At 67.9% G+C, this 26,829-nt stretch carries 27 protein-coding genes; 20 read left to right on the top strand and 7 right to left on the bottom strand.

Features of this window, described 5'->3' with window-relative positions:
* Window positions 1-6: 6 nt before the first annotated feature.
* The 4 genes from sufB to C1925_RS05870 all read left to right on the top strand — a co-directional run bounded on the left by sufB (window position 7) and on the right by C1925_RS05870 (window position 4,836).
* Window positions 7-1,482, top strand: a complete 1,476-nt coding sequence (gene sufB, locus C1925_RS05885; RefSeq protein WP_108768074.1) for a Fe-S cluster assembly protein SufB — start codon at window positions 7-9, stop codon at window positions 1,480-1,482.
* A 74-nt stretch (window positions 1,483-1,556) separates the two neighbouring features.
* Window positions 1,557-2,321 (top strand): Fe-S cluster assembly ATPase SufC, encoded by a 765-nt coding sequence (gene sufC, locus C1925_RS05880; RefSeq protein WP_108764333.1) that lies wholly within the window; start codon window positions 1,557-1,559, stop codon window positions 2,319-2,321.
* Window positions 2,321-3,583 carry a Fe-S cluster assembly protein SufD gene (gene sufD, locus C1925_RS05875; RefSeq protein ID WP_108768073.1) on the top strand — a complete coding sequence of 421 codons (1,263 nt, stop codon included), beginning with the start codon at window positions 2,321-2,323 and terminating at the stop codon, window positions 3,581-3,583. Before sufC ends, sufD begins: the two co-directional genes overlap by 1 nt.
* Window positions 3,580-4,836 (top strand): cysteine desulfurase, encoded by a 1,257-nt coding sequence (locus tag C1925_RS05870; RefSeq protein ID WP_108768072.1) that lies wholly within the window; start codon window positions 3,580-3,582, stop codon window positions 4,834-4,836. The genes sufD and C1925_RS05870 overlap by 4 nt, the downstream gene beginning before the upstream one ends.
* A gap of 68 nt (window positions 4,837-4,904) precedes the next feature.
* Here C1925_RS05870 and C1925_RS05865 read toward each other — a convergent pair whose 3' ends face one another.
* From C1925_RS05865 to C1925_RS21200, 3 genes are all read right to left on the bottom strand, one after another.
* Window positions 4,905-5,375, bottom strand: a complete 471-nt coding sequence (locus C1925_RS05865; RefSeq protein WP_108768071.1) for a hypothetical protein — start codon at window positions 5,373-5,375, stop codon at window positions 4,905-4,907.
* Window positions 5,376-5,486: 111 nt separating this feature from the next.
* Window positions 5,487-5,816 (bottom strand): helix-turn-helix transcriptional regulator, encoded by a 330-nt coding sequence (locus tag C1925_RS21205; protein ID WP_216821995.1) that lies wholly within the window; start codon window positions 5,814-5,816, stop codon window positions 5,487-5,489.
* Between the two features lie 92 nt (window positions 5,817-5,908).
* Window positions 5,909-6,235, bottom strand: a complete 327-nt coding sequence (locus tag C1925_RS21200) for a hypothetical protein (protein WP_216821994.1) — start codon at window positions 6,233-6,235, stop codon at window positions 5,909-5,911.
* 140 nt (window positions 6,236-6,375) lie between these two features.
* Between C1925_RS21200 and C1925_RS05855 the strand changes: the two genes are divergently transcribed.
* The 12 genes from C1925_RS05855 to C1925_RS05800 all read left to right on the top strand — a co-directional run bounded on the left by C1925_RS05855 (window position 6,376) and on the right by C1925_RS05800 (window position 19,063).
* Window positions 6,376-6,915 (top strand): GNAT family N-acetyltransferase, encoded by a 540-nt coding sequence (locus C1925_RS05855; protein ID WP_108768069.1) that lies wholly within the window; start codon window positions 6,376-6,378, stop codon window positions 6,913-6,915.
* Complete coding sequence (locus C1925_RS05850; RefSeq protein ID WP_108768068.1) at window positions 6,912-7,244, top strand: non-heme iron oxygenase ferredoxin subunit; 333 nt, start codon at window positions 6,912-6,914, stop codon at window positions 7,242-7,244. The genes C1925_RS05855 and C1925_RS05850 overlap by 4 nt, the downstream gene beginning before the upstream one ends.
* 222 nt (window positions 7,245-7,466) lie before the next feature.
* On the top strand, window positions 7,467-7,868 hold the full coding sequence (locus C1925_RS05845) for a hypothetical protein (RefSeq protein WP_108768067.1): 402 nt from the start codon (window positions 7,467-7,469) through the stop codon (window positions 7,866-7,868).
* Window positions 7,869-7,983: 115 nt separating this feature from the next.
* A complete protein-coding gene (locus C1925_RS05840) occupies window positions 7,984-10,308 on the top strand; it encodes a catecholate siderophore receptor Fiu (RefSeq protein ID WP_108768066.1) in 2,325 nt (774 codons plus the stop codon).
* Window positions 10,309-10,360: 52 nt separating this feature from the next.
* Window positions 10,361-11,038 carry a Fe2+-dependent dioxygenase gene (locus C1925_RS05835; protein ID WP_108768065.1) on the top strand — a complete coding sequence of 226 codons (678 nt, stop codon included), beginning with the start codon at window positions 10,361-10,363 and terminating at the stop codon, window positions 11,036-11,038.
* Window positions 11,039-11,215: 177 nt separating this feature from the next.
* Window positions 11,216-11,617 (top strand): hypothetical protein, encoded by a 402-nt coding sequence (locus C1925_RS05830; protein WP_108770629.1) that lies wholly within the window; start codon window positions 11,216-11,218, stop codon window positions 11,615-11,617.
* A 157-nt stretch (window positions 11,618-11,774) separates the two neighbouring features.
* Entirely contained in the window at window positions 11,775-14,192 is a 2,418-nt protein-coding gene (locus tag C1925_RS05825; protein WP_108768064.1) for a TonB-dependent receptor, read from the top strand.
* A 134-nt stretch (window positions 14,193-14,326) separates the two neighbouring features.
* A complete protein-coding gene (locus C1925_RS05820; RefSeq protein WP_108768063.1) occupies window positions 14,327-14,965 on the top strand; it encodes a PepSY-associated TM helix domain-containing protein in 639 nt (212 codons plus the stop codon).
* Between the two features lie 29 nt (window positions 14,966-14,994).
* Complete coding sequence (locus tag C1925_RS05815) at window positions 14,995-15,513, top strand: DUF2271 domain-containing protein (RefSeq protein ID WP_108768062.1); 519 nt, start codon at window positions 14,995-14,997, stop codon at window positions 15,511-15,513.
* Window positions 15,514-15,634: 121 nt separating this feature from the next.
* On the top strand, window positions 15,635-16,438 hold the full coding sequence (locus tag C1925_RS05810) for a DUF4198 domain-containing protein (protein ID WP_108768061.1): 804 nt from the start codon (window positions 15,635-15,637) through the stop codon (window positions 16,436-16,438).
* Window positions 16,439-16,490: 52 nt separating this feature from the next.
* Window positions 16,491-17,462 (top strand): FAD:protein FMN transferase, encoded by a 972-nt coding sequence (locus tag C1925_RS05805; protein ID WP_108768060.1) that lies wholly within the window; start codon window positions 16,491-16,493, stop codon window positions 17,460-17,462.
* Window positions 17,459-19,063 (top strand): sulfite reductase subunit alpha, encoded by a 1,605-nt coding sequence (locus C1925_RS05800; protein WP_108768059.1) that lies wholly within the window; start codon window positions 17,459-17,461, stop codon window positions 19,061-19,063. The genes C1925_RS05805 and C1925_RS05800 overlap by 4 nt, the downstream gene beginning before the upstream one ends.
* Window positions 19,064-19,320: 257 nt before the next feature.
* On the opposite strand, the gene C1925_RS05795 is transcribed toward C1925_RS05800, so the two are convergent.
* From C1925_RS05795 to C1925_RS05780, 4 genes are all read right to left on the bottom strand, one after another.
* Window positions 19,321-19,926 (bottom strand): HutD family protein, encoded by a 606-nt coding sequence (locus C1925_RS05795; protein ID WP_108768058.1) that lies wholly within the window; start codon window positions 19,924-19,926, stop codon window positions 19,321-19,323.
* A 34-nt stretch (window positions 19,927-19,960) separates the two neighbouring features.
* The gene (locus C1925_RS05790) at window positions 19,961-20,614 is read right to left on the bottom strand and encodes a murein L,D-transpeptidase catalytic domain family protein (RefSeq protein ID WP_234456236.1); all 654 of its coding nucleotides are present in this window, start codon (window positions 20,612-20,614) and stop codon (window positions 19,961-19,963) included.
* Window positions 20,615-20,700: 86 nt separating this feature from the next.
* Window positions 20,701-21,774: a L,D-transpeptidase gene (locus C1925_RS05785; protein ID WP_108768056.1), complete on the bottom strand. Its 1,074-nt coding sequence runs from the start codon at window positions 21,772-21,774 to the stop codon at window positions 20,701-20,703.
* 354 nt (window positions 21,775-22,128) lie between these two features.
* Window positions 22,129-22,527, bottom strand: coding sequence for a helix-hairpin-helix domain-containing protein (locus C1925_RS05780; protein WP_108768055.1), 399 nt, complete (start codon window positions 22,525-22,527; stop codon window positions 22,129-22,131).
* 130 nt (window positions 22,528-22,657) lie between these two features.
* On the opposite strand from C1925_RS05780, the gene C1925_RS05775 reads away from it, so the two are divergent.
* The 4 genes from C1925_RS05775 (at window position 22,658) to murU (ending at window position 26,285) form a co-directional block, all read left to right on the top strand.
* Window positions 22,658-24,151 (top strand): M20 family metallopeptidase, encoded by a 1,494-nt coding sequence (locus C1925_RS05775; protein WP_108768054.1) that lies wholly within the window; start codon window positions 22,658-22,660, stop codon window positions 24,149-24,151.
* Window positions 24,152-24,219: 68 nt separating this feature from the next.
* Window positions 24,220-24,489 (top strand): GlsB/YeaQ/YmgE family stress response membrane protein, encoded by a 270-nt coding sequence (locus tag C1925_RS05770; protein ID WP_108768053.1) that lies wholly within the window; start codon window positions 24,220-24,222, stop codon window positions 24,487-24,489.
* A 60-nt stretch (window positions 24,490-24,549) separates the two neighbouring features.
* The gene (locus tag C1925_RS05765; RefSeq protein ID WP_108768052.1) at window positions 24,550-25,575 is read left to right on the top strand and encodes a phosphotransferase; all 1,026 of its coding nucleotides are present in this window, start codon (window positions 24,550-24,552) and stop codon (window positions 25,573-25,575) included.
* Complete coding sequence (gene murU / locus C1925_RS05760; protein WP_108768051.1) at window positions 25,575-26,285, top strand: N-acetylmuramate alpha-1-phosphate uridylyltransferase MurU; 711 nt, start codon at window positions 25,575-25,577, stop codon at window positions 26,283-26,285. The genes C1925_RS05765 and murU overlap by 1 nt, the downstream gene beginning before the upstream one ends.
* Window positions 26,286-26,829: the final 544 nt, after the last annotated feature.

Here is a 26,829-nt window from a genome sequence, read left to right as displayed (position 1 = left end):
CCCCCCATGGCCACCGAAACCATCGAAACCGTCGCCCACGACGACACCCCCAACCGCGAGATCCATGAGCAGCTCGGTCGCAAGTATTCGGCCGGCTTCATCACGGAGATCGAATCGGACTCCCTGCCGCCGGGCCTGGACGAGGACACCATCCGTGCCCTGTCGGCCAAGAAGGAAGAGCCGGAATGGATGACGCAGTGGCGCCTGGACGCCTACCGCCACTTCCTGACCATGCCGATTCCGAACTGGGCCAAGCTGCAGATCGCCCCGATCGACCTGCAGGCGCTCAGCTACTACTCCGCGCCGAAGGGCCCGAAGTACGCCTCGCTGGATGACGTGCCGAAGGAACTGCTGGACACCTACGACAAGCTGGGCGTGCCGCTGCACGAGCGCGCCAAGCTGGCCGGCGTGGCGGTGGACGCGGTGTTCGACTCGGTATCCGTCGGTACCACCTTCCGCAAGGAACTGGCCGAGAAGGGCATCATCTTCTGCTCGATGTCCGAGGCCATCAAGGAACACCCGGAGCTGGTGCGCCAGTACCTGGGCACCGTGGTGCCGGTGGGCGACAACTACTTCGCCGCGCTCAACTCGGCGGTGTTCTCCGATGGCAGCTTCGTGTTCATTCCCAAGGGCGTACGTTGCCCGATGGAACTGAGCACCTACTTCCGCATCAACGCCGGCCACACCGGCCAGTTCGAGCGCACCCTCATCGTGTGCGAGGACAAGGCCTACGTCTCCTACCTGGAAGGCTGCACCGCGCCGATGCGCGATGAGAACCAGCTGCACGCCGCGGTGGTCGAGCTGGTCGCCCTGGAAGATGCGGAGATCAAGTACTCCACCGTGCAGAATTGGTACCCGGGCGACGAGAACGGCGTCGGCGGCATCTACAACTTCGTCACCAAGCGTGCCGAATGCCGTGGTGCGCGCAGCAAGGTCACCTGGACCCAGGTCGAGACCGGTTCGGCGATCACCTGGAAGTACCCGTCCTGCGTGCTGCTGGGCGACGATTCGGTGGGCGAGTTCCACTCGGTGGCGCTGACCCACCACCGCCAGCAGGCCGACACCGGCACCAAGATGATCCACGTCGGCAAGCGCACCAAGAGCAAGATCGTCAGCAAGGGCATCAGCGCCGGCCGCGGCCAGAACACCTACCGCGGCCTGGTCAAGGTCGACCGCAATGCCGATGGCGCGCGCAACTACACCCAGTGCGATTCGCTGCTGATCGGCAAGCAGTGCGGTGCGCACACCTTCCCCTACATCGAGGTGAAGAACCCGGGCGCCACCGTCGAGCACGAGGCCACCACCTCGAAGATCTCCGACGACCAGCTGTTCTACTGCCGCGCCCGTGGCATCAGCCAGGAAGACGCGGTGTCGATGATCGTCGACGGCTTCTGCAAGCAGGTGTTCCGCGAACTGCCGATGGAGTTCGCAGTGGAAGCCAAGAAGCTGCTGGAAGTCTCGCTGGAAGGTTCGGTGGGCTGACCGCCCGCCCCTGCCCCTCGCAAACGCATTCTCTTTATCGGCGGGCCGCGGCCCGCCCCACGGAAATCCCCACCATGCTGAAGATCGAAAACCTCCACGCCCGCATCGGCGACAAGGAAATCCTCAAGGGCCTGTCGCTGGAAGTGAAGCCCGGCCAGGTGCACGCCATCATGGGCCCCAACGGCGCCGGCAAGTCCACCCTGGGCAATGTCCTGGCCGGCCGTGACGGCTATGAAGTGACCGAAGGCAGCGTGCAGTTCGAAGGCAGCGACCTGCTCGACCAGGACCCGGAAGCGCGCGCCGCCGCCGGCCTGTTCCTGGCCTTCCAGTACCCGGTGGAAATCCCGGGCGTGAACAACACCTACTTCCTGCGCGCGGCCCTGAATGCCCAGCGCAAGGCGCGCGGCCAGGACGAACTGGATTCCATGCAGTTCCTGAAGCTGGTGCGGCAGAAGCTGGCCGTGCTGCACCTGAAGGACGAACTGCTGCACCGTGGCGTCAACGAAGGCTTCTCCGGTGGCGAGAAGAAGCGCAACGAGATCTTCCAGCTGGCCGTGCTCGAGCCGAAGCTGGCGATCCTCGACGAAACCGATTCGGGCCTGGACATCGACGCGCTGAAGAGCGTTGCCGACGGCGTCAACGCACTGCGCGCGGCCGACCGTTCGTTCCTGGTCATCACCCACTACCAGCGCCTGCTGGACTACATCAAGCCGGACGTGGTGCACGTGCTGGCCGATGGCCGCATCGTCAAGACCGGTGGCCCGGAACTGGCGCTGGAACTGGAAGCGCACGGCTACGATTTCCTCAAGGATCGCGTGGTGCGCGAGGCGGCGGTCTGATGAGCGCCCTGCTCGACTCGATGGCCCAGGCCTTCTGCGGCAGCGATGCGCGCCGCGAAGTGCTCGACACGGTGCTGCGCGATGGCCTGCCGGCCGCCCGCAGCGAAGCCTGGAAGTACACCTCGCTGCGCCAGCTGGAGCGTCGTGCCTTCGCCGCCGCGCCGCTGTCGCCGCCGGTGCTGGATGCGGCCGTGCTGGAAGACATCCCCGCGCCGCGCCTGGTGTTCGTCAACGGCCGCCTCAGCGACGCGCTCAGCGACACCCACGGCCTGCCGGCCGGCGTGCAGCTGGAACCGCTGTCCTCGGCGCTGGCCGCCGGTGAGGATGCCGCGCGTTTCCTCGGCCGCCGCTACGAGCGCAGCGACGAGGTGTTCGCCCGCCTGAATGCCGCGCTGGCCGATGAAGGCGTGGTGCTGCGCGTGGACGAAGGCGTGCAGGTCGAGGTGCCGCTGCAGCTGGTGTTCGCCAGCGTGGCCGGCGAGACCGACCTGGCCTGGCACCACCGCCACCTGATCGAACTGCGTGCCGGCGCCAGCCTCGGCGTGGTCGAGCACCGCTTCAGCGTGGGCGACTCGGCGCACCTGGACAACACCGTGCTGCATGCCCACGTCGCCCGCGATGCCGTGCTCAAGCACGCCCGCGTGCAGGCCGGCAGCGCACGCCAGACCAGCTTCCTGCGTACCGATGCGGTGCTGGCACGCGATGCCCAGTACCACCGCGTCGACCTGGAGCTGGGCGCTGCACTCAGCCGCCACGAACTGAACGTGCGCCTGGAAGGTGACAACGCCCAGCTGACCGCCAACGGCGTGCTGCTCGGCAATGGCCGCCGCCACGTCGATACCCGCTTGGGCATCGACCACATCGCCCGCGATACCAGCAGCGAGCTGCTGTGGCGCGGCGTGGCGGCCAACCGCAGCCGCGTGGTGTTCCATGGCGGCATCCAGATCCGCGAAGGCGCCGACGGCACCGACGCCAACCTGTCCAACAAGAACCTGCTGCTGTCGGCCGACGCCGAGATCGACACCCAGCCGGTGCTGGTGATCGACGCCGACGAAGTGAAGGCCGCCCACGGTGCCACCGTCGGCCAGCTCGATGCCAACGCGCTGTTCTACCTGCGTTCGCGCGGCCTGCCGCAGCCGCAGGCACAGGCACTGCTGAGCGCCGCGTTCTGCCACGAGCCGCTGAAGGTGCTGCCCGAGGCCCTGCGCGAGCAGCTGGCGCGCCGTCTGGACAAGGCCCTGGCCGAGGCAGGTGTGGCATGAACCTGTCCACGCCGCGCCCGATCGAAACCCCTGCCGGCACGCCGGACTGGGACCGCGTCCGCCTCGACTTCCCGCTGTTGATGCGCGAAGTGCACGGCAAGCCGCTGGTGTATTTCGACAACGCCAACACCGGCCAGAAGCCGGTGCAGGTGATCGGCGCGGTGGACGAGTTCTACCGCCGCTACAACGCCAACGTCAGCCGTGCCGTGCACGCGCTGGGCACCGAGGCCACCGACGCCTACGAGGGCGCGCGCAACAAGCTGGCCCGCTTCCTCAACGTGCGCAGCAACGAGCTGGTGCTGTGCAGCGGCACCACCTTCGCCATCAATCTGGTGGCGTACTCGTGGGCGCTGCCGCGGCTGAAGGCCGGTGATGTCATCCTGGTCTCGCGCATGGAACACCATGCCAACATCGTGCCGTGGCAGCTGGTCGCCCAGCGCACCGGCGCGACCATCCGCGTGGCCGAGATCACCCCCGATGGCGCGCTGGACCTGGAGGCACTGCGCAAGGCGATGACCCCCGAGGTCAAGCTGCTGGCCGTGGCCCACGTCTCCAACGTGCTGGGCACGGTCAACCCGGTGCGCGAGATCTGCCGTGAAGCGCGCAAGCGCGGCATCGTCACTGTGGTCGATGGTTCGCAGGCGGTGCCGCACCGCAAGGTCGACGTGGCCGCGATCGGCTGCGACTTCTACGCCATCACCGGCCACAAGATGTGCGGCCCGACCGGCACCGGTGTGCTGTGGGCCCGCCGCGAGCATCTCGACGCGATGCCGCCGTTCCTCGGCGGTGGCGAGATGATCAAGGAAGTCAGCTTCGACGGCACCGTGTTCAACGACGCCCCGCACAAGTTCGAAGCCGGCACCCCGAACATCGCCGGCTTCATCGGCTTGGGCGTGGCCGTGGATTACCTGCAGGGCCTGGGCCTGGAGCACGTGGAAGCGCGTGAGGCCGAGCTGCTGGCGCACTTCACCGAAGAACTGCGCAAGGTCGATGGCCTGCGCATCCTCGGCGAAGCACCGGAGAAGGCCGCCGTGGTGTCCTTCCTGATCGACGGCGCGCACGCGCACGACCTGGCCACCCTGCTGGATCTGGAAGGCGTGGCCGTGCGTTCAGGCCAGCACTGCGCACACCCGTTGCTGCAGTACTACGGGGTTGCCGCCACCTGCCGTGCCTCGCTGGCGTTCTACAACACGCACGCCGAGATCGAGCGCTTCATGGCTGCGCTGACCAAGGTGCGCAAGCTGCTGGGCTGAGGCTCTGGCAGCTTGACGGAAGCAGAACGCCACGGGAGACCGTGGCGTTTTTCGTTGGTTCCGCTGCGTTACATGCGCGATGGCGCGCGCTCGCGGCGCGCCCGGGTGAACCCGGAGAATTCCACTGCATAGCCGCCACCGTTGTCGAACAGCACGGTGTGCCGGTAGCGCCCTGGTTCGACCACCGATACCTCATGCACCAGCACATCGACGCTGGGGTCGTCACTGCAAAGCGCTTCCTGCAGGAGATAGCCCACCACGCCCGAGTACGTCATCAGCATTTCGCCTTCGAACTGCTGATCAAGCAGAACCACCTCGATGCTGACCGTCGCCCCTTCGGCACCGTCGACAGCCGACTTTTCAACCCGGAACGCGCTCATGCGCGCGTCGTGCAGGGAATCGCGGCCGCGCAGCGCGTAGTTGCCGAGATCGAGCGCGAACTCGCGAAGTGTGTCGGGCAAGTCCGCCGCTGCCCCTGCCAGATAGTCGAAGTAGGCGTCGAAATGCCACCCCTGCTCATCCTGGCGAATCCAGTTCATTGCGATCATGGTGTCCCGCATGTCCTCCGGCCTGGCCATGCCGGCAGGCGCTGTGATGGCGTCATCGTCTCACATCGCCTGCAGAGGGCCTGGCCAGCACGATGTCGTTGGCTATGGTGCGGCGTCGCCCGCCCCCACACCGTCCCCGCGCTGCCACGCGCGCGGGGTACAGCCCATCTGCGTGCGGAACGCCTTGCTGAAGTGACTGAGGCTGGAGAACCCCACCGCCAGCGCGGTGTCGGTGACGCTGTGTCCACCATGCAGCATCCGGCCCGCGGCCTGCAGCCGCACTTCGCGCAGGTGGCCGTGCACCGAGGTGCCCACCAGCGCGCGGAAACCGGCCTGAAGGCGCTTCTCGCCCAGCCCGACCTCGCGCGCGAGCCGCTCCAGCGGCCGCTCCTCGCCGAAGCGTGCATCCAGCAGCGCGCGCGCGTGCAGCACCCGTTGCCGCTCGCGCGCGGCAACAAGGGCCGGCTGTCCGAGGCCGAGGCGATGGCTGCATTGGCCTGAATCCGGCCCCTCCGGTAGTGGGGTCAGATCCCTTTCGCACTGCGAAAGGGCTCTGACCCCATCACGTGCAGAACCCGGCCGCGCGCAATCGTCTTTCCCTCCCACAGCTCGACATCCGCTCCCACACTGGCCACGGCAAGCGCCTCCTCCGGGCACAGAAACGCAACGGGAAGTTCGTAGCTCTCCCCAAGCACGGCGCGTCCTTCCCGCAGCAGCAGGCGGCAATCAAGTGCACGGCCCGCCACGAACAGCGGGCAGGCGTATACCTGCCCCATGATGTCACCCTGCCTCCCACCCTCGGCGCTCGACAGGAAGCGAACAGAGACAACAGCGTCGAATCGCATGGTCATGCCCTCAAGATCCTCCCTGGATCCAGGTTCCCATAGTGCCGTCACTTTCGCAGGGATGGGGTCAGATCTCTTTCGCACCGCGAAAGGGCTCTGACCCCGAACCATTTTGCGGGCGCCCCCGCCCCACCTAGAATGGCGGCATGAGCACCCTGACTTTCCGTGCCGCCACGTCGGCCGACATCCCCGCCCTGATCACCCTGGTCACTTCGGCCTACCGCGGCGACGCCAGCCGCGCCGGCTGGACCACCGAGGCCGACCTGCTGGACGGCGCCCGCATCGATGCCGAGGGCATCCAGGGCGACCTCGACCGCCCGCGCTCGACCATCCTGCTGGCTGAACGCGAGGGCCGCCTGGTGGCCTGCGCCCACGTCGCCGATGTCGACGGCAAGGGCTACTTCGGCATGTTCTCGGTCGACCCGGCCCAGCAGGGCGGTGGCGTCGGCAAGCAGCTGATGGACGCGGCTGAAGCCCATGCCGCGCGCGAGTGGAACGTGCCGGTCATGCAGATGACGGTGATCGACGTGCGCGACGAACTGATCGCCTTCTACGAACGCCGCGGCTACCAGCGTACCGGCATCAAGAAGCCGTTCCCCTATGGCGACGAGCGCTTCGGCATTCCCAAGCGCGACGACCTGCGCTTTGAAATCCTGGAAAAGCCGCTGGCCGGGGCTTCGGCATGAGCGACACCTGGACCTTCGTCTGCGCCGGCGCCGAGCTGCTCCCGGGCGAGATGAAGAGCGTGTTCGATGAAGTGACCGGCACGCCGATCGTGGTGTTCAACCTCGATGGCGAGCTGTATGCGCTGGAAGACCAGTGCACGCACGAAGAGTTCGAGCTGTCCTCGGGCGAGTTCAACACCACCGAAGGCAGCATCGAGTGCGTGCTGCATGGTGCACGCTTCGACGTGCGTGATGGCCGCGCCCTGTGCGCCCCGGCCTATACCGCGGTGCCCAAGTTCCCGACCAAGCGCGAGCACGACGCGATCTGGACCCGCGACGACCGCGAGTGACCCGAGCGGGGGCGCCCATGCCCCCGCCGCCCCCCCCCCCCTGCCTACAGTCATCCACCCATGGGGTGGATCTACTACAGATTGGCCACCCGCGCCCTCTGCGCGCCCTCACAGCGCCCCTGCGCGCCGCTTACGCACGCCTGCCAAACGCGCAGATGCGAATCATTATCGTTGATGTTATCCTTCGGCCCGACTTCGTAACGGTTTGTAACGAACCGCACCATGGCTTCGCCTGCAGCCACCGCCACGCTGTGCCAGCTTGCCCGCCAGGGGTGGCCACTGCTCGTGGCCGCGCTGCTGACGCTGTGGCTGGGGTGGTCGGCGCTGAATGAAGGGCGCGATGTCCTTACCGACGTCACCCTGCAGCCATCTGCGGCGGCGCTGGATGCCAACGCCAGCGAGCCGCCAGGCGAATCACCGCCACGCGAGCCTGTCGCCCCGCGCATCGAGTACGGGGCAGAAGGTGGCCACGGCGATGGCACGCCCCTGCTGCATCGCCTGTGCCTTCTCGTTCCAGCGTCGGGCCCGCAGACCTTGCGCGTGCCTGTGCGTAACGTGTCCCCGCTGCGCCTTGCGGCACGCCGCCAGCCCCCCTCGCATGCACCACCCGCACTGCTGAGCTGAGCCGCCCGCCGGCCCATCTGTCGCACCCGCGCGTCCGCGCCAACCATCCCCACGCCTTCTGTCCCGTCGACCACCGTGCCGACGGGCTCTTCCCGCATCCGGCAAAGCCCATCCCATGACCTCGATCAAGAGCCGCAAGCACGCCTCCCCGCTTCGTTCCCTGCCCCTGGCCACCGCCAGCCTGGCCGCTGGCCTCGGCCTGGCCGCGCTCCCCGCCGTGGCCATGGCAGACGCCACCGACAACGCACGCACGCTGGACAAGATCGACGTGCATGCCACGCGCGGCTACAAAGCCGACAAGGTCGCCTCGCCGAAATTCACCCAGCGCCTGCAGGACACGCCGCAGACGATCCAGGTCATCACCAGCGACCTGTTCAACCAGCAGGGCGCCACCACCCTCACCGAAGCGCTGCGCAACAGCCCGGGCGTCGGCACCTTCTATGCGGGTGAGAACGGCAACACCACCACCGGCGATGCGCTGTTCATGCGCGGCTTCGACACCTCCAACAGCCTGTTCGTGGACGGTGTGCGCGATCTGGGCTCGATCTCGCGCGATGTCTTCAACATCGAACAGGTTGAAGTGACCAAGGGCCCGGCCGGCACCGACAACGGCCGCTCGGCGCCCACCGGTGCGATCAACCTGGTCAGCAAGCAGGCCAACCTGCAGGATGCGACCTCGGCCAGCATTTCGCTGGGCAGCGACCAGCAGCGCCGCACCACCGGCGACTGGAACCAGTCCCTGGGGGCGACCAGCGCACTGCGTATCAACGGCATGTGGCAGGACAGCGACCAGCCCGGCCGCGACCACGTGCAGAACAAGCGCTGGGGCATCGCACCGTCGCTGGCCTTCGGCCTGGGCACCGAGACCCGTTATTACCTCAACCTGCTCTATGTGAAGCAGGACAACGTGCCCGATGGCGGCGTGCCGACCCTGGGCCTGCCGGGCTGGACGCCGCAGCCGACGCTGGAAGCGCTGGCCGGCCATCCGGTGGACCCGGAAAACTTCTACGGCACCCGTGCAGACCACGACGACGTGACCGCGAAGATGGCCACGTTCCGCTTCGAGCATGACTTCAACGACAGCGTGCGCCTGACCAACACCGCCCGCTGGGGCCGCACCGAACAGGACTACCTGCTGACCGCGTTCATGGGCACCGGCGTGCGCGGCGCCAACGGCCGTCCGACCGGCAACATCACTTATACCAACGCAGCGGACCTCTCGACCTACGCGATCGCGCGCAGCCTGCCGACCTTCAAGGACCAGCGCAACACCATCCTGACCGACCAGGTGAACCTGCGCGCCGACTTCAACACCGGCGCGGTGGGCCACGCCCTGAGTGCCGGCCTGGAATTCACCCGCGAAGAACTGGACAGCCAGGGCCAGGCCGCCACCGGTGGCAGCAGCTGGCCTGCGGCGAACCTGTACGACCCCGACTGGAACGTGGCTGGCCTGACCTGGGCGCACAACGGTGCCGACGCGCACGGCAAGACCACCACGTCCTCGGCCTACGTGTTCGATACGTTGTCGTTTGGCGAGAGCTTCCTGCTGACCGCAGGCGTGCGTGCCGATCACTACAAGACCGAGTACGCCAGCGCCTCGGTGTGTGGCGGCCGTGGCGGCCCGGTGTGTGGCAGCAACCCGACCGGCACCGTGCTGCGCAATCCCACGATGGAAGCCTCCGATACGCTGCTGAACTGGAAGCTGGGTGCCCTGTACAAGGTCGGCGACACCGTCAGCGTCTACGCCAATTACGCAATTTCGCAGCAGCCTCCGGGCGGTGCCAACTTCCAGCTGAGCAGCTCGGCCAGCAGCGCCGACAACCCGAAGCTGGATCCGCAGAAGGCCAAGACGTTCGAAGTCGGCAGCAAGTGGGGCTTCCTCGATGATGCACTGGCCTTGAACCTGGCCCTGTTCCAGACCGACGTGGACAACGAGATCAACACCACCGTGCTCGACGACGCCGGCAACCCGACGCAGACCGGCAGCAAGCGGGTCAAGGGCGTGGAGCTCTCCGCGGTCGGCCGCCTGACCGACAACTGGTCGATCACCGCCGGCTACAGCCACCTGGATACCGAGGTGAAGGAAGGCGCCAACGTCGCCGCGGACGGCACCACCAACCTCACCTACACGCCGGCCGACACCTTCACCGGCTGGACCAGCTACACCCTGCCGTTCGGCCTGACCCTCGGCGGTGGCGTGCGCTACGCCGATGGCATGCACCGCGGTACCGACGGTGCCGTCGGCACCCCGGCGTTCACCAAATCGTATGTGGTCTACGACGCGGTGGTGTCCTGGGCGATCAACGAGAACGTGTCGCTGCGCTTGAACGGCTACAACCTGTTCGACAAGCAGTACGTGGCCAGCATCAACAAGAGCGGCTACCGTTACACCCCGGGTGCCCCGCGCACCTTCCTGCTCAGCGCGGACGTCCGTTTCTGATGGCCAAGGCGCGGGAGAGCCGGACTCTCCCGCCCATCAACGAGGAACCTGCATGCTGCTGCACATCCCCAACGTGCTGGTGCCTGAAGAGGTCAGCCTGATCCGCCAGCAGCTGGACGCGGCGCAATGGGCCGACGGGCGCGAAACCGTCGGTGCCCAGGGCGCGCAGGTGAAGCACAACGAACAACTGCCCGATGCCTCGCCCTTGAAGGCCGAGCTCGGCAAGGGCGTGCTGGCCGCGCTGCGGCGCAGCCCGCTGTTCTTTGCGGCCGCGCTGCCGCTGAAGATCCTGCCACCCCGCTTCAACCGCTACAGCGGCGGCGGCACCTACGGCTTCCACGTCGATGGCGCGGTGATGAACCTGGCCCACGGCGAGCAGCTGCGCTCGGACATCTCCTGCACCCTGTTCCTGTCCGCGCCGGAGGAGTACGACGGCGGCGAACTGGTCATCAGCGATACCTACGGCGAGCACGAAGTGAAGCTGCCGGCCGGCGACCTGATCGTGTACCCGTCCAGCAGCCTGCACCAGGTCAACCCGGTCACCCGTGGTGCCCGCGTAGCCTCGTTCTTCTGGGTGCAGAGCATGGTCCGCGACGACGTGCAGCGGCGCCTGTTGTGGGAGATGGACACCTCCATCGAACGCCTGCGGCAGACCGGCGGCGATGCCGGCGCGGTGCTGCAGCTGACCGGCGTGTACCACAACCTGCTGCGGCGCTGGAGCGAGGTCTGAGGCCAGCGTCGCGGCCCTGCGACACTTTGGCAATCATTCTCATTTGCAACCGCTAACAGCTCTCATTACAATCACGCCCCGTTGACGTCGGATGGCCCGGCGCACACCCAGGGGTTGCCTGCCTTGCGTCGCCCGTTCCGCCCTCGCCCGCTTCGCCTCGTGCAGTTCGGTACCGCCATGCGCGGTCATCGCCCTGCGCTGGCCAGCCTGTTGGCGTGGGTGGCGATGCTGGCGTTGCTGCTGGGCACCCTGCCGCTGCTGCCGCACGGGCAGGCTGACGCCGCCGCCCAGGCCTGGCAGCAGCCGATGGAAGGCCGCGGCGGTGAAGTGCCGGTGGAAGAAGACGCGCCGGCCAAGCTGCGCCGCTGCGTCTGCACGCCGACCAAGGCGGCCGACAAGTCGCCGCCACCGCCGCTGCTGCTGGCCAGCCAGTGGCTGCGCAGCGAACTGGATCTGCTTCCCCTCGCCCCGGCCAACGCCGGGGTGCGTCCGCATTGGCCGCTGGCCGCACCGGACATGCCCTGGGCCGACGCGCCCGGGCGTCGCCAACAACGCGGCCAGGCGCCGCCGCTGGCCTGATCTTCGGCCCCGCGTGACCGCGCCTGCGGTCGCGCCTGCGCGCCGCTGCCTGCTCCATCCCCTGCTGCATCCCTGCTGCCCCTGACCGGGGCTCCCCGTGCATGCCGCGCGTTCCGCGCCGGCATCGCACCATCCTGCATCCTTCGAGGTTACTGCCATGGCCCAGCGCCATCGTGTCCGTTCGTCCCTGTCCCGCCACCTGCTGACCAGCGCCGTGCTGACCGCCTTCGCCAGCCCCGCCTTCGCCAACGGCGAGGCCGCCGCCCCGCATACCCTGGACAAGGTGGTGGTCACCGCCGCCGGTTTCGAACAGAAGGTGGTCGATGCGCCGGCCAGCATCAGCGTGGTCAGCCGCGAGGAACTGGCCAAGCGCCCGTACACCAGCCTGGTCGATGCGCTGCGCGACGTCGAAGGCATCGACGTCGGCCTGGAAGCCACCGACAAGAACGGCCGCGCCACCATTTCCATGCGTGGCCTGCCGTCCGAATACACCCTGGTGCTGATCGACGGCCGCCGCCAGAGCAATGTCGGCCAGCTGTACCCCAACAACTTCGGCGGCGGCCAGTTCTCCTACCTGCCGCCGCTGGACGCCATCGAGCGCATCGAAGTGGTGCGCGGCCCGATGTCCACCCTGTACGGCTCGGATGCGATGGGCGGCGTCATCAACATCATCACCCGCCGCAACCAGGACAGCTGGCACGGGTCGCTCAGCCAGGGCTTCACCGTGCAGCAGGACGACCAGTTCGGCGATGCACGCACCACCGATGTCTACCTCAGCGGCCCGCTGCTGAAGGACCGCGTCAGCATGGCCGTGCGCGGCAGCTACTACGATGCCAAGGCCTCCAACCCCGAATGGGATGCGCTGACCCTGCCCGATGGCACGCTGTGGGAGCGCAGCATCGGCTTCGGCGGCGGTGGCAAGTCGGTGGCCAACACCAACTGGAACACCGGCCTGCGCCTGGACTTCCGCATCAACGACGACCACGAGCTGTGGCTGGACTACGACGTCTCGCGGCAGAAGTACGACAACAGTGAAGGCCAGACCGGCACCCTGGACAGCCTGGCCAGCCTGTGGCGCGTCGGCAACGCGGTCATCCCCAACCCGAACGGCAACGGCACGATCACCCGCCGCGTGGTGCAGCCGCGCGTGGGCTACACCGCCTACCAGCGCTACGAGCGCGACCAGCTGTCACTGACCCACCAGGGCCGCTACAGCTTCGGCACCTGGCAGACCTCGCTGACCCACAGCAAGAGCAACAACCTCGGCCGCTCGCTGCCGCTGACCCTGGACGAGCGCGCCAACCTGCAGACCCTGTGGAACGACGTCTGCCAGCGCACCGGCGCCGCCAGCAACTGCGCGGCCGGCCGCAGCAACGCACTCGGTGCGCTCAACGCCGAAGAGATGGCGCGCCTGCAGGCCTTCCTGCCGCGTCCGCTGCGCACGATGGAACTGGAAGGCTACGTGCTGGACACGGTGCTCGACCTGGACTTCGGCGCGCACAAGCTGACTGTCGGCGGCCAGTACAACGACACCGACATGATCGACGGCGTGTTCGGCATGGATGGCGCCGGTTACCGCAGCAACACCAAGCAGAAGCACCGCATGTGGGCGCTGTTCGCCGAGGACAACTGGTCGCTGACCGACACCCTGACCGCGACCTTCGGCCTGCGCTACGACGACCACAACGTGTTCGGCAGCCACGTCAGCCCGCGCGGCTACCTGGTGTGGAATGCCAGCGACGCCTGGACCTTCAAGGGTGGCGTCAGCACCGGCTACAAGACCCCGCGCCCGGACCAGCTGTTCCCCGGCATCAGCGGCTTCGGCGGCCAGGGCGTGCTGCCGCTGGTGGGCTCGCCCAACCTGAAGCCGGAAACCAGCACCAACTACGAGCTGGCCGCGTACTACGAAGGCCAGCGCTGGGGCCTGAACGTCACCGGCTTCATCAACAAGTTCGAGGACAAGATCGCCAGCGGCGGCACCTTCCCGAACTGCGAAGTGGCCCCGGCCGGCAGCGGCTACTGCGTGGACATCGGCCCGGGCTGGGCCGAACTGGGCTACAGCACCTTCACCCAGAGCGTGAACATCGACAAGGCCGAAACGCGTGGCGTGGAAATGGCCGCGCACGTCGATCTGCTGGACAGCCTGCAGCTGCGCGGCAACTACACGTGGACCAAGAGCGAGCAGACCAGCGGCGCGCAGAAGGGCCTGCCGATCGCCGGTACGACCCCGGCCAAGCACATGGCCAATGCCAGCCTCAACTGGCAGCTCAACGATGCCATCAGCCTGTCCCTGATCGGCGAAGGCCGCTACGACCGCTACCGCGACACGATCCTCGACGCCAATGGCGCCAGCCACAACCGCTACTACCAGGACTACACGATCTTCCACCTGGGCGGCAGCTGGGATGCCACCCCGTGGCTGACCTTCAATGCACGCATCAACAACCTGCTGGACAAGAACTTCGTCTCGCAGTCGTGCCTGCTGATCAGCCAGAGCGAGTTCAACTGCGTGGATGACTATGCGACCAAGGACCAGCGCCGTAGTTACTGGATCTCGTTGAACGCGAAGTTCTGACCGCGCTCGGAGTAGTGCCGGCCGCTGGCCGGCATTGCCTGGGCTCCTCTGCACGGGATACACAACGACATCTAATTGCGAGCCATTCTCATTAATGCTGTAATGGGTAGTCTCCACCCGTCCCGAAAAACGCCGTGAGCCGTCCCGCCTCTTCCGCCGTGCAGCAGCAACAAAGCCGTGGCTTCTGGCTGCGTACGCTGCACCAGTGGCATTGGATCAGCTCGGCGGTGTGCCTGATCGGCATGCTGCTGTTCGCGGCCACCGGCCTGACCCTGAACCACGCGGCGAAGATCGAAGCCAAGCCGCAGGTGCAGAACCAGAAGCTGGAACTGCCGGCCGAGCTGCTGGGCACGCTGGGTGACCGCGAAGACGGCAACGCGCCCATTCCGCTGCCCGCCCGGCAATGGCTGGATGCGCAGCTGGATATCGGCATCGGCGGGCGCCCCGCCGAATGGTCGCCGGAAGAGATCTACCTGTCGCTGCCGCGCCCCGGCGGCGACGCCTGGCTGAGCATCGACCGCGAAAGCGGTGCGGTGGAATTCGAATCGACCTCGCGCGGCGTGGTGTCCTACCTCAACGACCTGCACAAGGGCCGCAATGCCGGCCCGGCGTGGGGCTGGTTCCTGGACCTGTTCGCGGTGGCCTGCCTGGTGTTCTGCATCACCGGCCTGTTCCTGCTGCACCTGCATGCGCGGCAGCGGCGCATGACCTGGCCGCTGGTCGGCCTGGGCCTGATGATCCCGCTGCTGATCGCCCTGTTGCTGATCCACTGACTTCCATCCGTTCCCTCCGGAGCCGCCCCATGCGCGTCACCCTCACCATCGCCCTCAGCGGTCTGCTGGCCACCTCGCCGGCCTACGCGGCCACCCTCGACATCAACGTCGAAGTGCCCAAGCTCAACGTCGCCGAATACCACCGCCCGTATGTGGCCGTGTGGCTGGAAGGCGCCGACCAGAAGGTCGCCGCCAACCTGTCGGTCTGGTACCAGCAGACCGGCAACAGCGAAGGCCATGGCACCAAGTGGCTGCCCGACCTGCGCCAGTGGTGGCGCAAGAGCGGCCGCACCCTGCAGGTGCCGGTGGACGGCGTGACCGGTCCGACCCGCCCGGCTGGCAAGCACGCGCTGTCCTTCAGCGACCAGCAGCCGGCGCTGAAGCAGCTGGCCCCGGGCAGCTACACCCTGGTGGTGGAAGCGGTGCGCGAAGTCGGCGGCCGCGAACTGCTGAAGATCCCCTTCACCTGGCCGGCCACCGCCGCACAGACCGGCAAGGCGCAGGGCGCTACCGAGCTGGGCCAGGTCACCCTGGCCGTCAAGCCGTAACTGCTTGACCGGGGTCGGATCCCTTCCGCAGGAAGGGCTCTGACCCCATTGCCCTATCCCTCGGGGTCAGAGCCCTTTCCGTTGGAAAGGGATCCGACCCCTTCCAACTGGAGTCTTCCGCATGAAGCGCACGCTCGTCCTAGCCGCCGCCCTGGCCGCTGCCCTTCCGTTCTCCGCCCTGGCCCACAAGGCCTGGCTGCTGCCCTCGCAGACCGTCATCGCCGGCAACGCGCCGTGGATCACCGTTGACGGCGCCGTCTCCAACGACCTGTTCTATTTCAACCACGTGCCGCTGCGCCTGGAATCGCTGGTCATCACCGCGCCGGACGGCAGCAGCGTGCAGCCCCAGAACGCGGCCACCGGCAAGTACCGCAGCGTGTTCGACCTCGAGCTGAAGCAGCAGGGCACCTACCGCATCGCCTCGGTCAATGATGGCCTGTTCGCCACCTACGAGCAGAACGGCGAGCGCAAGCGCTGGCGCGGCACCGCCGCCACCTTCGGCGAACTGCCCAAGGATGCGAAGAAGCTGGAAGTGAGCCAGTCGGTGGGCCGCGTGGAAACCTTCGTCACCAACGGCGCACCGAACGACACCGCGCTGAAGCCGACCAACCGCGGCATCGAACTGGTGGCCGTGGGCCATCCGAACGATCTGTTCGCCGGCGAGGAAGCGACCTTCCGCGTGCTGGTGGATGGCAAGCCGACCGCCGGCCTCGAGTTCGAGATCGTGCGTGGCGCCACCCGCTACCGCAACGCGCAGGACGAGCTGAAGCTGACCAGCGACGCCAAGGGCGAGATCAAGGTGACCTGGCCGGAAGCCGGTATGTACTGGCTGGAAACCGGCACCGAAGACAACAAGACCTCGGTGAAGCAGGCCGCCAAGCGCCGCCTGAGCTACGTTGCCACCCTGGAAGTGCTGCCGCAGTAACGTGGACCGCGGTGCCGGGCCCGTCCCGGCATTGCGCCTGCAACGCCCCGCCATGACCGATTCCCTGCTCGATATCGCCCGCCTCGGCGGCACCACCATGGGCACCACCTGGAGTGTGTCGCTGGTGGCGCCACGCCAGCGCGACCTGCACCCGCTGCACGCCGGCATCCAGGCGCGCCTGGATGAGGTGGTCGCGCAGATGAGCACCTGGGAAGCCGGTTCGGACCTGGGCCACTACAACCGCGCCGACGCGGGCCAGTGGTGCCCGCTGCCGGCCGAAACCCGCCATGTACTGGCGGCGGCGCAGGTCATTGCTGCTGCCAGCGATGGTGCCTTCGATCCCACCCTGGGCCCGCTGGTCGCGCTGTGGGGTTTCGGTGCACAGGCCGGCCCGCGCCGCGTGCCCGACGCCGCCACCCTGCAGGCCACCCGCGCCCGCTGCGGCTGGCAGCAGCTGCAATGGCGCGATGACGCGCTGCTGCAACCCGGTGGCCTGGAACTGGATCTCTCTGCGATTGCGAAAGGCTTCGGTGTCGACCACGTCGCCGCCTGGCTGCGCGCGCAGGGCATCACCGCTGCGCTGATCGAAGTGGGCGGCGAACTGGCCGGCTACGGCCGCAAGCCCGATGGGCAACCGTGGCGCGTGCTGGTGGAATCGGCACCGGAAGAAGACGCACACACCGGCACGCCGCCGCGCGTGCTGGCACTGGATGGAAAGGCCGTGGCCACTTCGGGCGACCGCTGGCACCAGTACCAGGCCGATGGCCAGGCCTACAGCCACAGCCTGGACCCGCGCAGCGGCATGCCGGTGCGCCAGGTCGCCGCCGCCGTGACCGTGGTGGCCGACGATGCGATGCACGCCGATGCCTGGGCCACCGCGCTGACCGTCCTCGGCCGCGAACAGGGCCTGGCCCTGGCCGAGCGCGAAGGCCTGGCCGCACGCTATCTGGAACGGGCCATCGACGGCCCGCGCGAAACCCTCAGCAGCGCCTTCCAGCGCCTGCTCGACGAGCAGGCCGCATGAGCAGCCGACCGTCGCGCGCCGTACTCGGCAACCTGATCGTGATGGTGCTGCTGGCCGTGGCCGGCTACGCACTGCTGCGCCTGCACCTGGGCGAAACCTGGTGGCAGGGCGCACCGCCTGCGCGGCATTGGCAGGGCGCGCTGCTGGCGACGGCGCTGTACGCGCTGGCCTACACCGCACTGTGGTGGCGCGGCCGACCGCGCGATGACGCCGCCAGTGGTGATGTCGCACCGCTGCTGCTGGTGTGGTCCAGCCAGACCGGCTTCGCCCGCGAACTGGCCGAACGCAGCGCCGAGGCCCTGCGCGCCGCCAGCCTGCCGGTGCGCGTGCGCGGCCTGCATGAAGTCGACGCCGCACTGCTGGCGCAGAGCCAGCGTGCACTGTTCATCGCCAGCACCACCGGCGAAGGCGATGCCCCTGACCACGCCCTGCCCTTCCTGCGCCGGGTGATGAGCACCTCGCCAACGCTGGGCCACCTGCAGTTCGGGGTGCTTGCGCTGGGCGACCGCAGCTACGGCCACTTCTGCGCGTTCGGCCACCAGCTTGATGACTGGCTGCGCCAGCACGGCGCGCACCCGATGTTCGATGCGATCGAAGTCGACAACGCCGATCCCGCCGCGCTGCGCCACTGGCAGCAGCTGCTCGGGCAGATCGGCGGCGGCGCCAGCGAACTGCCCGACTGGAGCCCGGCCGACTACCAGCCGTGGCCGCTGCTGCAGCGCGAACACCTCAACCCCGGCAGCCTCGGCGGGCCGGTGTACTGGCTGCGCCTGCAGCCACCGGCCGGCAGTGATACGCAGTGGCAGGCCGGCGATATTGCCGAGATCGGCCCGCAGCACGCCGCGTCCAGCACGCGCGACTGGCTGCGCGAACGCGACTTCAATCCGGAGCTGCCGCTGGACGATGGCCGCACCCTGCTGGATCGCGTCGTGCGCTCGCACCTGCCCAGCCTGGTGGCACCCGGCGACCTGCCCGGGCTGCTGGCGGCACTGCAGCCGCTGCCGCACCGCGAGTATTCGATTGCCTCGGTGATGGCCGATGGCGCGCTGGAACTGCTGCTGCGCCGCCAGCTGCGCGCCGACGGCACGCCCGGCATCGGCAGTGGCTGGCTGTGCGACCACGCCGTGCTGCACGAACCGGTGCAGCTGCGCCTGCGCCGCAACCAGAATTTCCACGGCGTTGCTGCCGAGGTACCGCTGCTGCTGATCGGCAACGGTACTGGCATCGCCGGCCTGCGCGCGCACCTGCACGAACGCGCCCGCACGGGCGCGCGCCGCACCTGGCTGCTGTTCGGCGAGCGCTCGGCCGCACACGATTTCCATTTCGGCGACGAACTGCAGGCGATGCTGGCCGACGGCACGCTGGCACGACTAAATGCGGTGTTCAGCCGCGATGGCGGCGCGCACCGTTACGTGCAGGACCGGCTGCTGGCCGAAGCGGCAACGCTGCGGCAGTGGGTGGAGGAAGGCGCCACGATCCTGGTCTGCGGCAGCCTGCAGGGCATGGCCCCAGCGGTGGACGCAGTGATCGAGCAGGTGCTCGGTGCCGACGGCAAGGAAGCGCTGCTGCTGGCCGGTCGTTACCGGCGCGACGTGTACTGACCCACCGATCGGGGTCGGATCCCTTTCCGCAGGAAAGGGCTCTGACCCCCAACCGCATCCACGCATGGCGTGGATCTACTGCGCGGTGGCGGGCATGGCCCGGCGCTACCCGGCGGTCGTTACCCGTATCGCCAACAACTCGCCGCCGCCCTGCAATGCATGCCGTTGCCTTATCCACGCCCTGCGTGGATGGGTAGATCCACGCCATGCGTGGATGACGCTCCATGACGCCCCATCACGCCGGGCATGGCCCGGCGCTACCCGGCGGTCGTTACCCGTATCGCCAACAACTCGCCGCCGCCCTGCAATGCATGCCGTTGCCTTTCACTGGCGGCCAACCATGCGGTATCCCCGGCCTGCATCGGCGGCAACCCACTGTCCGCACCGAATTCCGCATGCCCGGCCAGCAGATACAACGCCCAGGCCACGCCCGGTTCGCAGAAGAAGAACATCGACCCCACCAGCGGCCGGTGCAGCAGCTCGGCCTGCAACAACCCGCGCTTCCACATCAGGTTGAAATCGTGGGTGGTTCCATCGACCAGCTCGCCGTCCAGCGCTTCTTCGCCAGCAAAGCGCACGCGACCGTGCGGCGGCAGCACCTCGGCCACGCGGCCATCGGCGAAACGCAGGCGCACGCCATTGCCCTGAAGCAGCACCAGCTCGCGCTCCACGGCGGGGAACGCGGAAAACGCGGCGTCCTGTTCGATCTCGGCCACCGACAGGCGCAGCGCCCAGTCATCGCCCTGCGCGGGCAGGCGCAGGATCTCGCGGGTCCAGCCCAGGCCATTGCGCCAGCGTTCGCGGCGGTAGTCCAGGCTGGGAATCACCTGGCTCGGGGTGCGCAGCAGAGCATCTATGTCCATGCGCGCATTGCATCATGCCGCGCGCGATCGCGCATCACCGCGCAGCCACGCCTGCCTCGCCGCACTGCGGCGCCAGCAGCTGCGAGTGCTGCAGCCATTGCGGATCAGGGTAATAGGCGAACACCAGGGTGCCGCCGCGCAGCGAATCGATCAGCGGCCGCGATACCGACAGGCGCACCGCCGGGCAGCCCAGGCTGCGGCCGAGCCGGCCCTGCAGGCGGGCCATGGTCGGGTTCACGTAAGGCGCGCCGTGGATGACGATGGCACGGTCGCGCGCCTTGTCGTTGAAGCCCGGCTCCAACCCGTCCAGGCGCAGCGAATAGCCGTTGCCGCCCATATAGGTTTCCTGCGCGGTGAACGCGCCGATGCTGGACATGAAGCTGCCGTCGCGGTTGGAGAAGTGCTCGGTGCGGTTGCCGCCACTGTTGCGGCCGTGCGCCACCCATTCCTCGAACAGCAGCCGCTGCCGTGCCAGGTCGAACACCCACAGGCGCTGCTCGGTGGACGGCCGCGAATAATCGATCACGCCCAGCCGCTCGGCCTTGATGCCCAGTTCCGGCCGCTGCAGCGCGCAGCGCAACGCCGTCGCCGCCAGCTTCAGTACGTGGCGGTCGGCGTTGGGCGCCGTGCGCGCCAGCAGCGCGGTCAGGTCGTCGGTGCTGGCGGTGGCCGGCGGTGCCGCCGCCATCGCGCCACCCGCGGCAAGGAGCGCAAGCAGGCCGCAGGCGGCCTGCCAGCGCGTGCGTGAAGCAATCATGGGCACACGGTATTCACTCAGGACTTCTTCAAGGTGGGCGTGGCCGGCTCGGATTCCAAGACCGGCTGCAACCCCGATTCAGCCGCGCTTGGGCGCACCGCCGGCAGCGAGGTGACCAGCAGGGTCGTGCCCGGCACCAGCACCTGGTACAGCTGGCGGGCGAAATCAGTGGGCAGCGCCATCGGCAGCGACGGCGTGGCCAGCAGGTCCGGGGTGGCCTGCGCACGGTCCTGGCCCAGCAGCGGGTAGGCGGTCCACTGGTGCAGGCGCTGCTGGGTGTCCAGCGGGCTCGGCGTTTCGCTGAAGCCCTGCCCCATCACGAACAGGGTCGTGCCCTGGAAGGCTGGCAGCGCATCGGCGTGCAGCGGCGATTCGCCGATCATCACGCCATCGCGCAGCACGTACAGGCGCTGGTCGTGCAGGCTGACCAGGATGCCGACCTGGCCGCTCGGTGCGGCCGCGTCGTCCCACCACGCCTTGGTCGGGCTGGCGCCTTCGGTTTCCGGAAGCGCCTGGCCGCGTGCGTTCACCGGTGCCAGCACCGCCGGATAGGCCAGGGTCATCGGCGCGCTCTTGGCATCAGCCACCACCACCGTGTCGCCGCGCTGGGTTTCGCTGAACAGCTTCTGCGCGAACGCCTGCGGCAGGCGTACGCAACCGTGCGATGCCGGGTGCCCGGGCAGGCTGCCGCCGTGCAGGGCGATGCCGTCCCAGGTCAGCCGCTGCATGTAGGGCATCGGCGCGCTGTTGTAGAGGTTGGATTTGTGGTCCTTGTCCTTCTGCAGGATCGTGAACACACCGGTCGGCGTTTCATGCCCGGTCTTGCCCGAGCTGATCGTGCTCAGGCCGATGGCGATGCCGTTGCGGTACACGTAGGCGCGCTGCTCATCCAGGCTGACCACCAGCACGATCGGGCCCGCCGGCGACACTTCCGGGTGCCACAGGTATTCACCGGGTTTGAGATCGGTCGGACCGCGTACTTCGGCGGTGGCAGTTGCGGTGGTGCTCTTGGCGGCAGGCGTCGCAGCCTGCGCCACCAACGGCAGGGCCAGGGCAAGTGCGAGCATCAGGGGCAAGCGGGGCAGGCGCATCCAGGAGGTTCCAATCCGTGGGGAACCCCCAACCTACACCATTGGCGGTGAGGCGCCGCGCCACACGCTGCCCATGCCAGAAAGAGAAATGCCCGGCGACACAGCCATGTGTCGTACCGGGCACTCGTTACGTCCTTGTCGGCCTGCTGCCACCCCCTCGCATCCTGCGCTGTGGGGGCGGCGTTGCATCCTGCACGCGACCGCGTTCGTCCTGTTTGTATCTCAGCCCCTTCCACAGGTCTGTGATGCCACCATCCTGGTGATTGGTGCCGCATCCCTGCGACGGTCGGTGGACCCGGCCTTCCTGTCCGTGTCCGGTGAACCAGCCTCCTGCCGGTCCCGACGATCCTGCTGTCAACGCCTGGGTACGGAGCGCACCGGTACCGATCCGGGTACCGGATCCGCTGGCAACATCGTGTTGCCGACGGTGATCCGCTGTCGATTCCGTTCGACGATTGCTGTCCCTATCCCCTTCACCTGCGTCAGGTCCTCGACGCGATGAAATGGGCCGTGTCTGCGCCGGTGCTCGACGATCGCCGCGGCCTTGACGGCCCCGACCATCGTCAATCCCTGCTGCAGCGCCTGGGCATCGGCCCGGTTGATGTCGATCGGCTCGGCGGCTTGCGCCCCCACCACCCACATCACCAGCACCAACGCCCTGAACACGACTGACCAAGGCACGACGTGTATCTCCTTGTGGTTCTGGCCGTCCCGACCGGCAATCCCGTCGGTCGAAACAGTGTCCGTCACCACATGTGCACAGCCTATCGGTTTCGGCGATTTCTAAAAGCCAGCCAAATACCCGACGTGTTGTAGGAAAAACCCTACCCCCGGCACAGGCGTAGAATGGCGGGATCACATGCCCATGCAACCGGAGTTTCAGATGGACAGCGCCAAGCTCGGCCAATTCGTCAATGACAAGTGGGACAGCGAGATCGTCCCGCAGCTGGTCGACTACATCCGCATTCCCAACAAGTCGCCGATGTTCGACGCCAACTGGGTGCAGAACGGCTACATGGAACAGGCGGTCACCCTGATGGAGACCTGGGCCAAGGCCCAGCAGCTGCCCGGCCTGAAGGTCGAAGTGGTCCGCCTGGAAGGCCGCACCCCGCTGATTTTCCTGGAAATTCCGGCTACCGGCGCCGAGACGGGCGACGACACCATCCTGCTCTACGGGCACCTGGACAAGCAGCCGGAAATGACCGGCTGGGATGACGACCTGGGCCCGTGGACCCCGGTCCTGCGTGGCGACAAGCTGTATGGCCGCGGCGGCGCCGATGACGGTTACGCCATCTTCGGCTCGCTGGCCGCGGTGCTGGCCCTGCAGGCCCAGGGCCTGCCGCACGCCCGCTGCGTGGTCCTGATCGAAGCCTGCGAAGAGTCGGGCAGCTACGACCTGCCGGCCTACGTCGACCACCTGGCCGACCGCATCGGCAAGCCGTCGCTGGTGGTCTGCCTGGATTCGGGCTGCGCCAACTACGACCAGCTGTGGTGCACCACCTCGCTGCGCGGCCTGACCGGCGGCAATTTCACGGTCAAGGTGCTCAACGAAGGCGTGCATTCCGGCGATGCCTCCGGCGTCATCCCGTCCAGCTTCCGCCTGCTGCGGCAGATCCTGTCGCGCATCGAGGACCAGGACACCGGCCGCATCCTGATCGACGGCATGAACGTCGAGATCCCAGCCGAGCGCCAGGCCCAGGCCAAGCGTGCCGCCGAAGTGGTCGATACCGAGATCTTCGAGAAGTTCCCGATGGTCGACGGCCTGCGCCCGATGAACGAGGACCTGACCGAGCTGGTGCTCAACCGCACCTGGCGCCCGGCGCTGTCGGTCACCGGCGTGGGCGGCATGCCGCCGCTGGAATCGGCCGGCAACGTGCTGCGCCCGCAGACCTCGGTGAAGCTGTCGCTGCGCCTGCCGCCGACCGCCGACGGCAAGACCTGCGGCGAACTGCTGAAGGAAGCGCTGCTGCGCGATCCGCCGAACGGCGCGCAGGTCACCCTGGACCTGGAAAAGGCCTCCACCGGCTGGAACGCCCCGGCCATGGCGCCGTGGCTGACCCAGGCCATCGACGACGCCAGCCAGGCCTTCTTCGGCAAGCCGGCGATGTACATGGGCGAAGGCGGCTCGATCCCGTTCATGGGCATGCTGGGTGAGAAGTTCCCGGGCGCCCAGTTCATGATCACCGGCGTGCTCGGCCCGCACTCCAACGCGCACGGTCCGAACGAGTTCCTGCACATCCCGATGGGCAAGAAGGTCACCGCCTGCGTGTCCAAGGTCATCAGCGAGCACTACGCCGCCAGCCTGCGCGGCGAGACCAGCGGTTCGCCGGTGGCTGCCGACAGCGGTACCCGCCACGGCGACCACGGCTGCTGCTGATCGCACACCCGTGACGGACGCAGCCTGGCCTTGCTAGGCTGCGTCCACCCCAAGCGGAACGCATGCACATGAATGGTCTGTTCGGCAGCAGCAGCTGGCTGTACATCCTGCTGGTCGGTTTCTTCGTCGGCCTGCTCGGGCGTTTCTTCATGCCCGGCAACAACCGCATGGGCTGCCTGCTGACCATCGTGCTCGGCATCGTCGGCGCCCTGGTGGCCGGCTGGTTCGGCCAGTACATGGGCTGGTATTCCCCCGGCAAGCCGGCCGGTTTCCTCGGCGCGGTGGTCGGCGCGGTGGCCGTGCTGGCGCTGATGCGGCTGTTCACCCCACGCCGCTGACACCCCTCTTCCCTCTTTCCCCCTGAGCTTGGCGCGCCCGTCGCGCCCGGAACTGCCTGCATGACCGAACCTGCTTCCGATCCCCAGCGCAGCGCGCAGCGCCTGCAGTGGGCCCGCACCCAGCTGGACGATGCCAACGCGGTGGTCGAGCGCGCCTCGGTCGATGCCGGCCTGCGCAGCTACTGGCGCACCACCAGCACGCGCGGCAGCCACATCGTGATGGATGCGCCGCCCGGCCTGGAAGACCCGCAGCCGTGGCTGCGCATGCGCGGCCTGCTGCACGATCACGGCCTGCGCGTGCCCGCGCTGCTGGCCCAGGATCTCGAGGCCGGTTTCCTGCTGCTGGAAGACCTCGGCGGCCCGACCCTGGCCAAGGTGCTGGACGAGCGCAATGCCGATGCCTGGTTTGGCCGTTCCATCGAGCAGCTGCTGCGCCTGCAGGCGATCCCGGTGCCGGAAGATTTCGGCCGCTTCGGCGAAGCCCTGCTGCAGCGTGACGCCGGCCTGTTCGACGAATGGTTCCTGCAGCGCCACCTGGGCATCACCCTCGACAGCGCCGAGGCCGAGAGCCTGCAGCAGGCGCAGCGCCTGCTGATGGACAACGCGCTGGGCCAGGCCCAGCTGATGACCCATCGCGACTACATGCCGCGCAACCTGATGCCGGTCGACGATGGTCCGGCCATCCTCGATTTCCAGGACCTGGTGCGTGGCCCGATCGCCTACGACGCGGTGAGCCTGTTCAAGGACGCGTTCCTGAGCTGGCCGCTGCCGCGCGTGGACGCATGGCTGGCGCAGTACCACCAGCGCGCGCTCGACGCCGGCCTGCCGGTGCCTGACCGCGCGACCTTCCTGCGCGACGCCGACTGGATGGGCATCCAGCGCCACCTGAAGTGCCTGGGCATCTTCAGCCGCCTGCGTTACCGCGACAACAAGGGCCACTATCTGGACGACGTGCCGCGCTTCATCGGCTACCTGGACGAAGTGCTGCCGCGCTACCCCGAACTGGCCACGCTGCAGCAGCTGCTGGACGTGCGCATCAAGCCGGCGCTGGCCGAGCTGGCCGCACCGATGCGCGTGGTGCGCTGATGAAAGCGCTGATCTTCGCCGCCGGCCTCGGCGAGCGCATGCGCCCGCTGACCCTGCACACGCCCAAGCCGCTGCTGGCGGTGGCCGGCAAGCCGCTGATCGTGTGGCACCTGGAGCGGCTGGCCGCACTCGGCGTGCGCGAGGTGGTGGTCAACACCGCCTGGCTGGCCGAGCAGTTCCCGGCCACGTTGGGCGATGGCAGCCAGTGGGGCCTGCAGCTGCACTTCGTGCACGAAGGCGAGACCCCGCTGGAAACCGGCGGCGGCATCCTCAATGCCCTGCCGCTGCTGGGCGATGCCCCGTTCCTGGTGGTCAACGGCGATATCTGGACCGACTTCGATTTCGCCACCCTGCCCGCCGAGCCGCAGGGCCAGGCGCACCTGGTGCTGGTGGACAACCCGGCACAGCACCCCGAGGGCGATTACCGCCTGGATGCGCAGGGCCTGCTGCACCACGACCGCACCGGGCAGTGCCTGACCTATGCCGGCATCGGCGTGTACCGGCCATCGATCGTGGCGGACTGGCGCGCGGTGATCGGCGATGCGCCGGGCAGCGAGCGTGTTCCACCGAAGTTCTCGGTGGTGCCGCTGCAGAAGCACTTCATGGCGCAGGGGTTGATGACCGGGCAGCACCATCGCGGGCGCTGGACCGATGTCGGGACGGTGGATCGGCTGCAGGCGCTTGACGCGGAGTTGGCAGCGAACGGCTGAGCCCCTCGTGGCTGGATGCGTGATGCGTTGGGATCACTGACGTCTGGCCGGGCGGATGGGCTGCGCAGGGGACGCTGCAAGTACATCCCTGTAAGCTCGGTCGCCGCATCCATGCGGCTCACGCCCCTGCGCAACCCATCCGCCCGGCCACGGACAATTTCCGTGCGCGTCCAGCCACGGAAAAGAAAAAGAAAAGCAAAAGCGGATCGCGTCGCTGCGCTCGCTCCTGTGTCGACCAAGGTCGACACCTACCAAGAGCGGAGCACATCAGATCCAGGGTCGAATCCCGAGGCCACCGGCCAACTGTCGAAGGCGGGGCGCTGTGGGCGTGCGGGGTGTGAGCCGCATGGATGCGGCGACCAAGCCCCCATGGTGAAGTGACCCCCTGGAGTTGGACACCTGATCCAACCCAGAGGGTTATATGAATAGATATGAGGTTCGTTTCAAATTGCAGGTGGCCAAAGAGGCCTGCAAGACCTCCACATCGGTCAAGGCGGTTGCTCGCCGCTATGGTCTGGAGTTCTCCACGGTGAGGCGGTGGGCA

It is taken from the genome of Stenotrophomonas sp. SAU14A_NAIMI4_5, from assembly GCF_003086795.1.
In the GTDB taxonomy this organism is placed as follows: domain Bacteria; phylum Pseudomonadota; class Gammaproteobacteria; order Xanthomonadales; family Xanthomonadaceae; genus Stenotrophomonas.
This window is presented reverse-complemented; position numbering and strand designations above follow the sequence as displayed.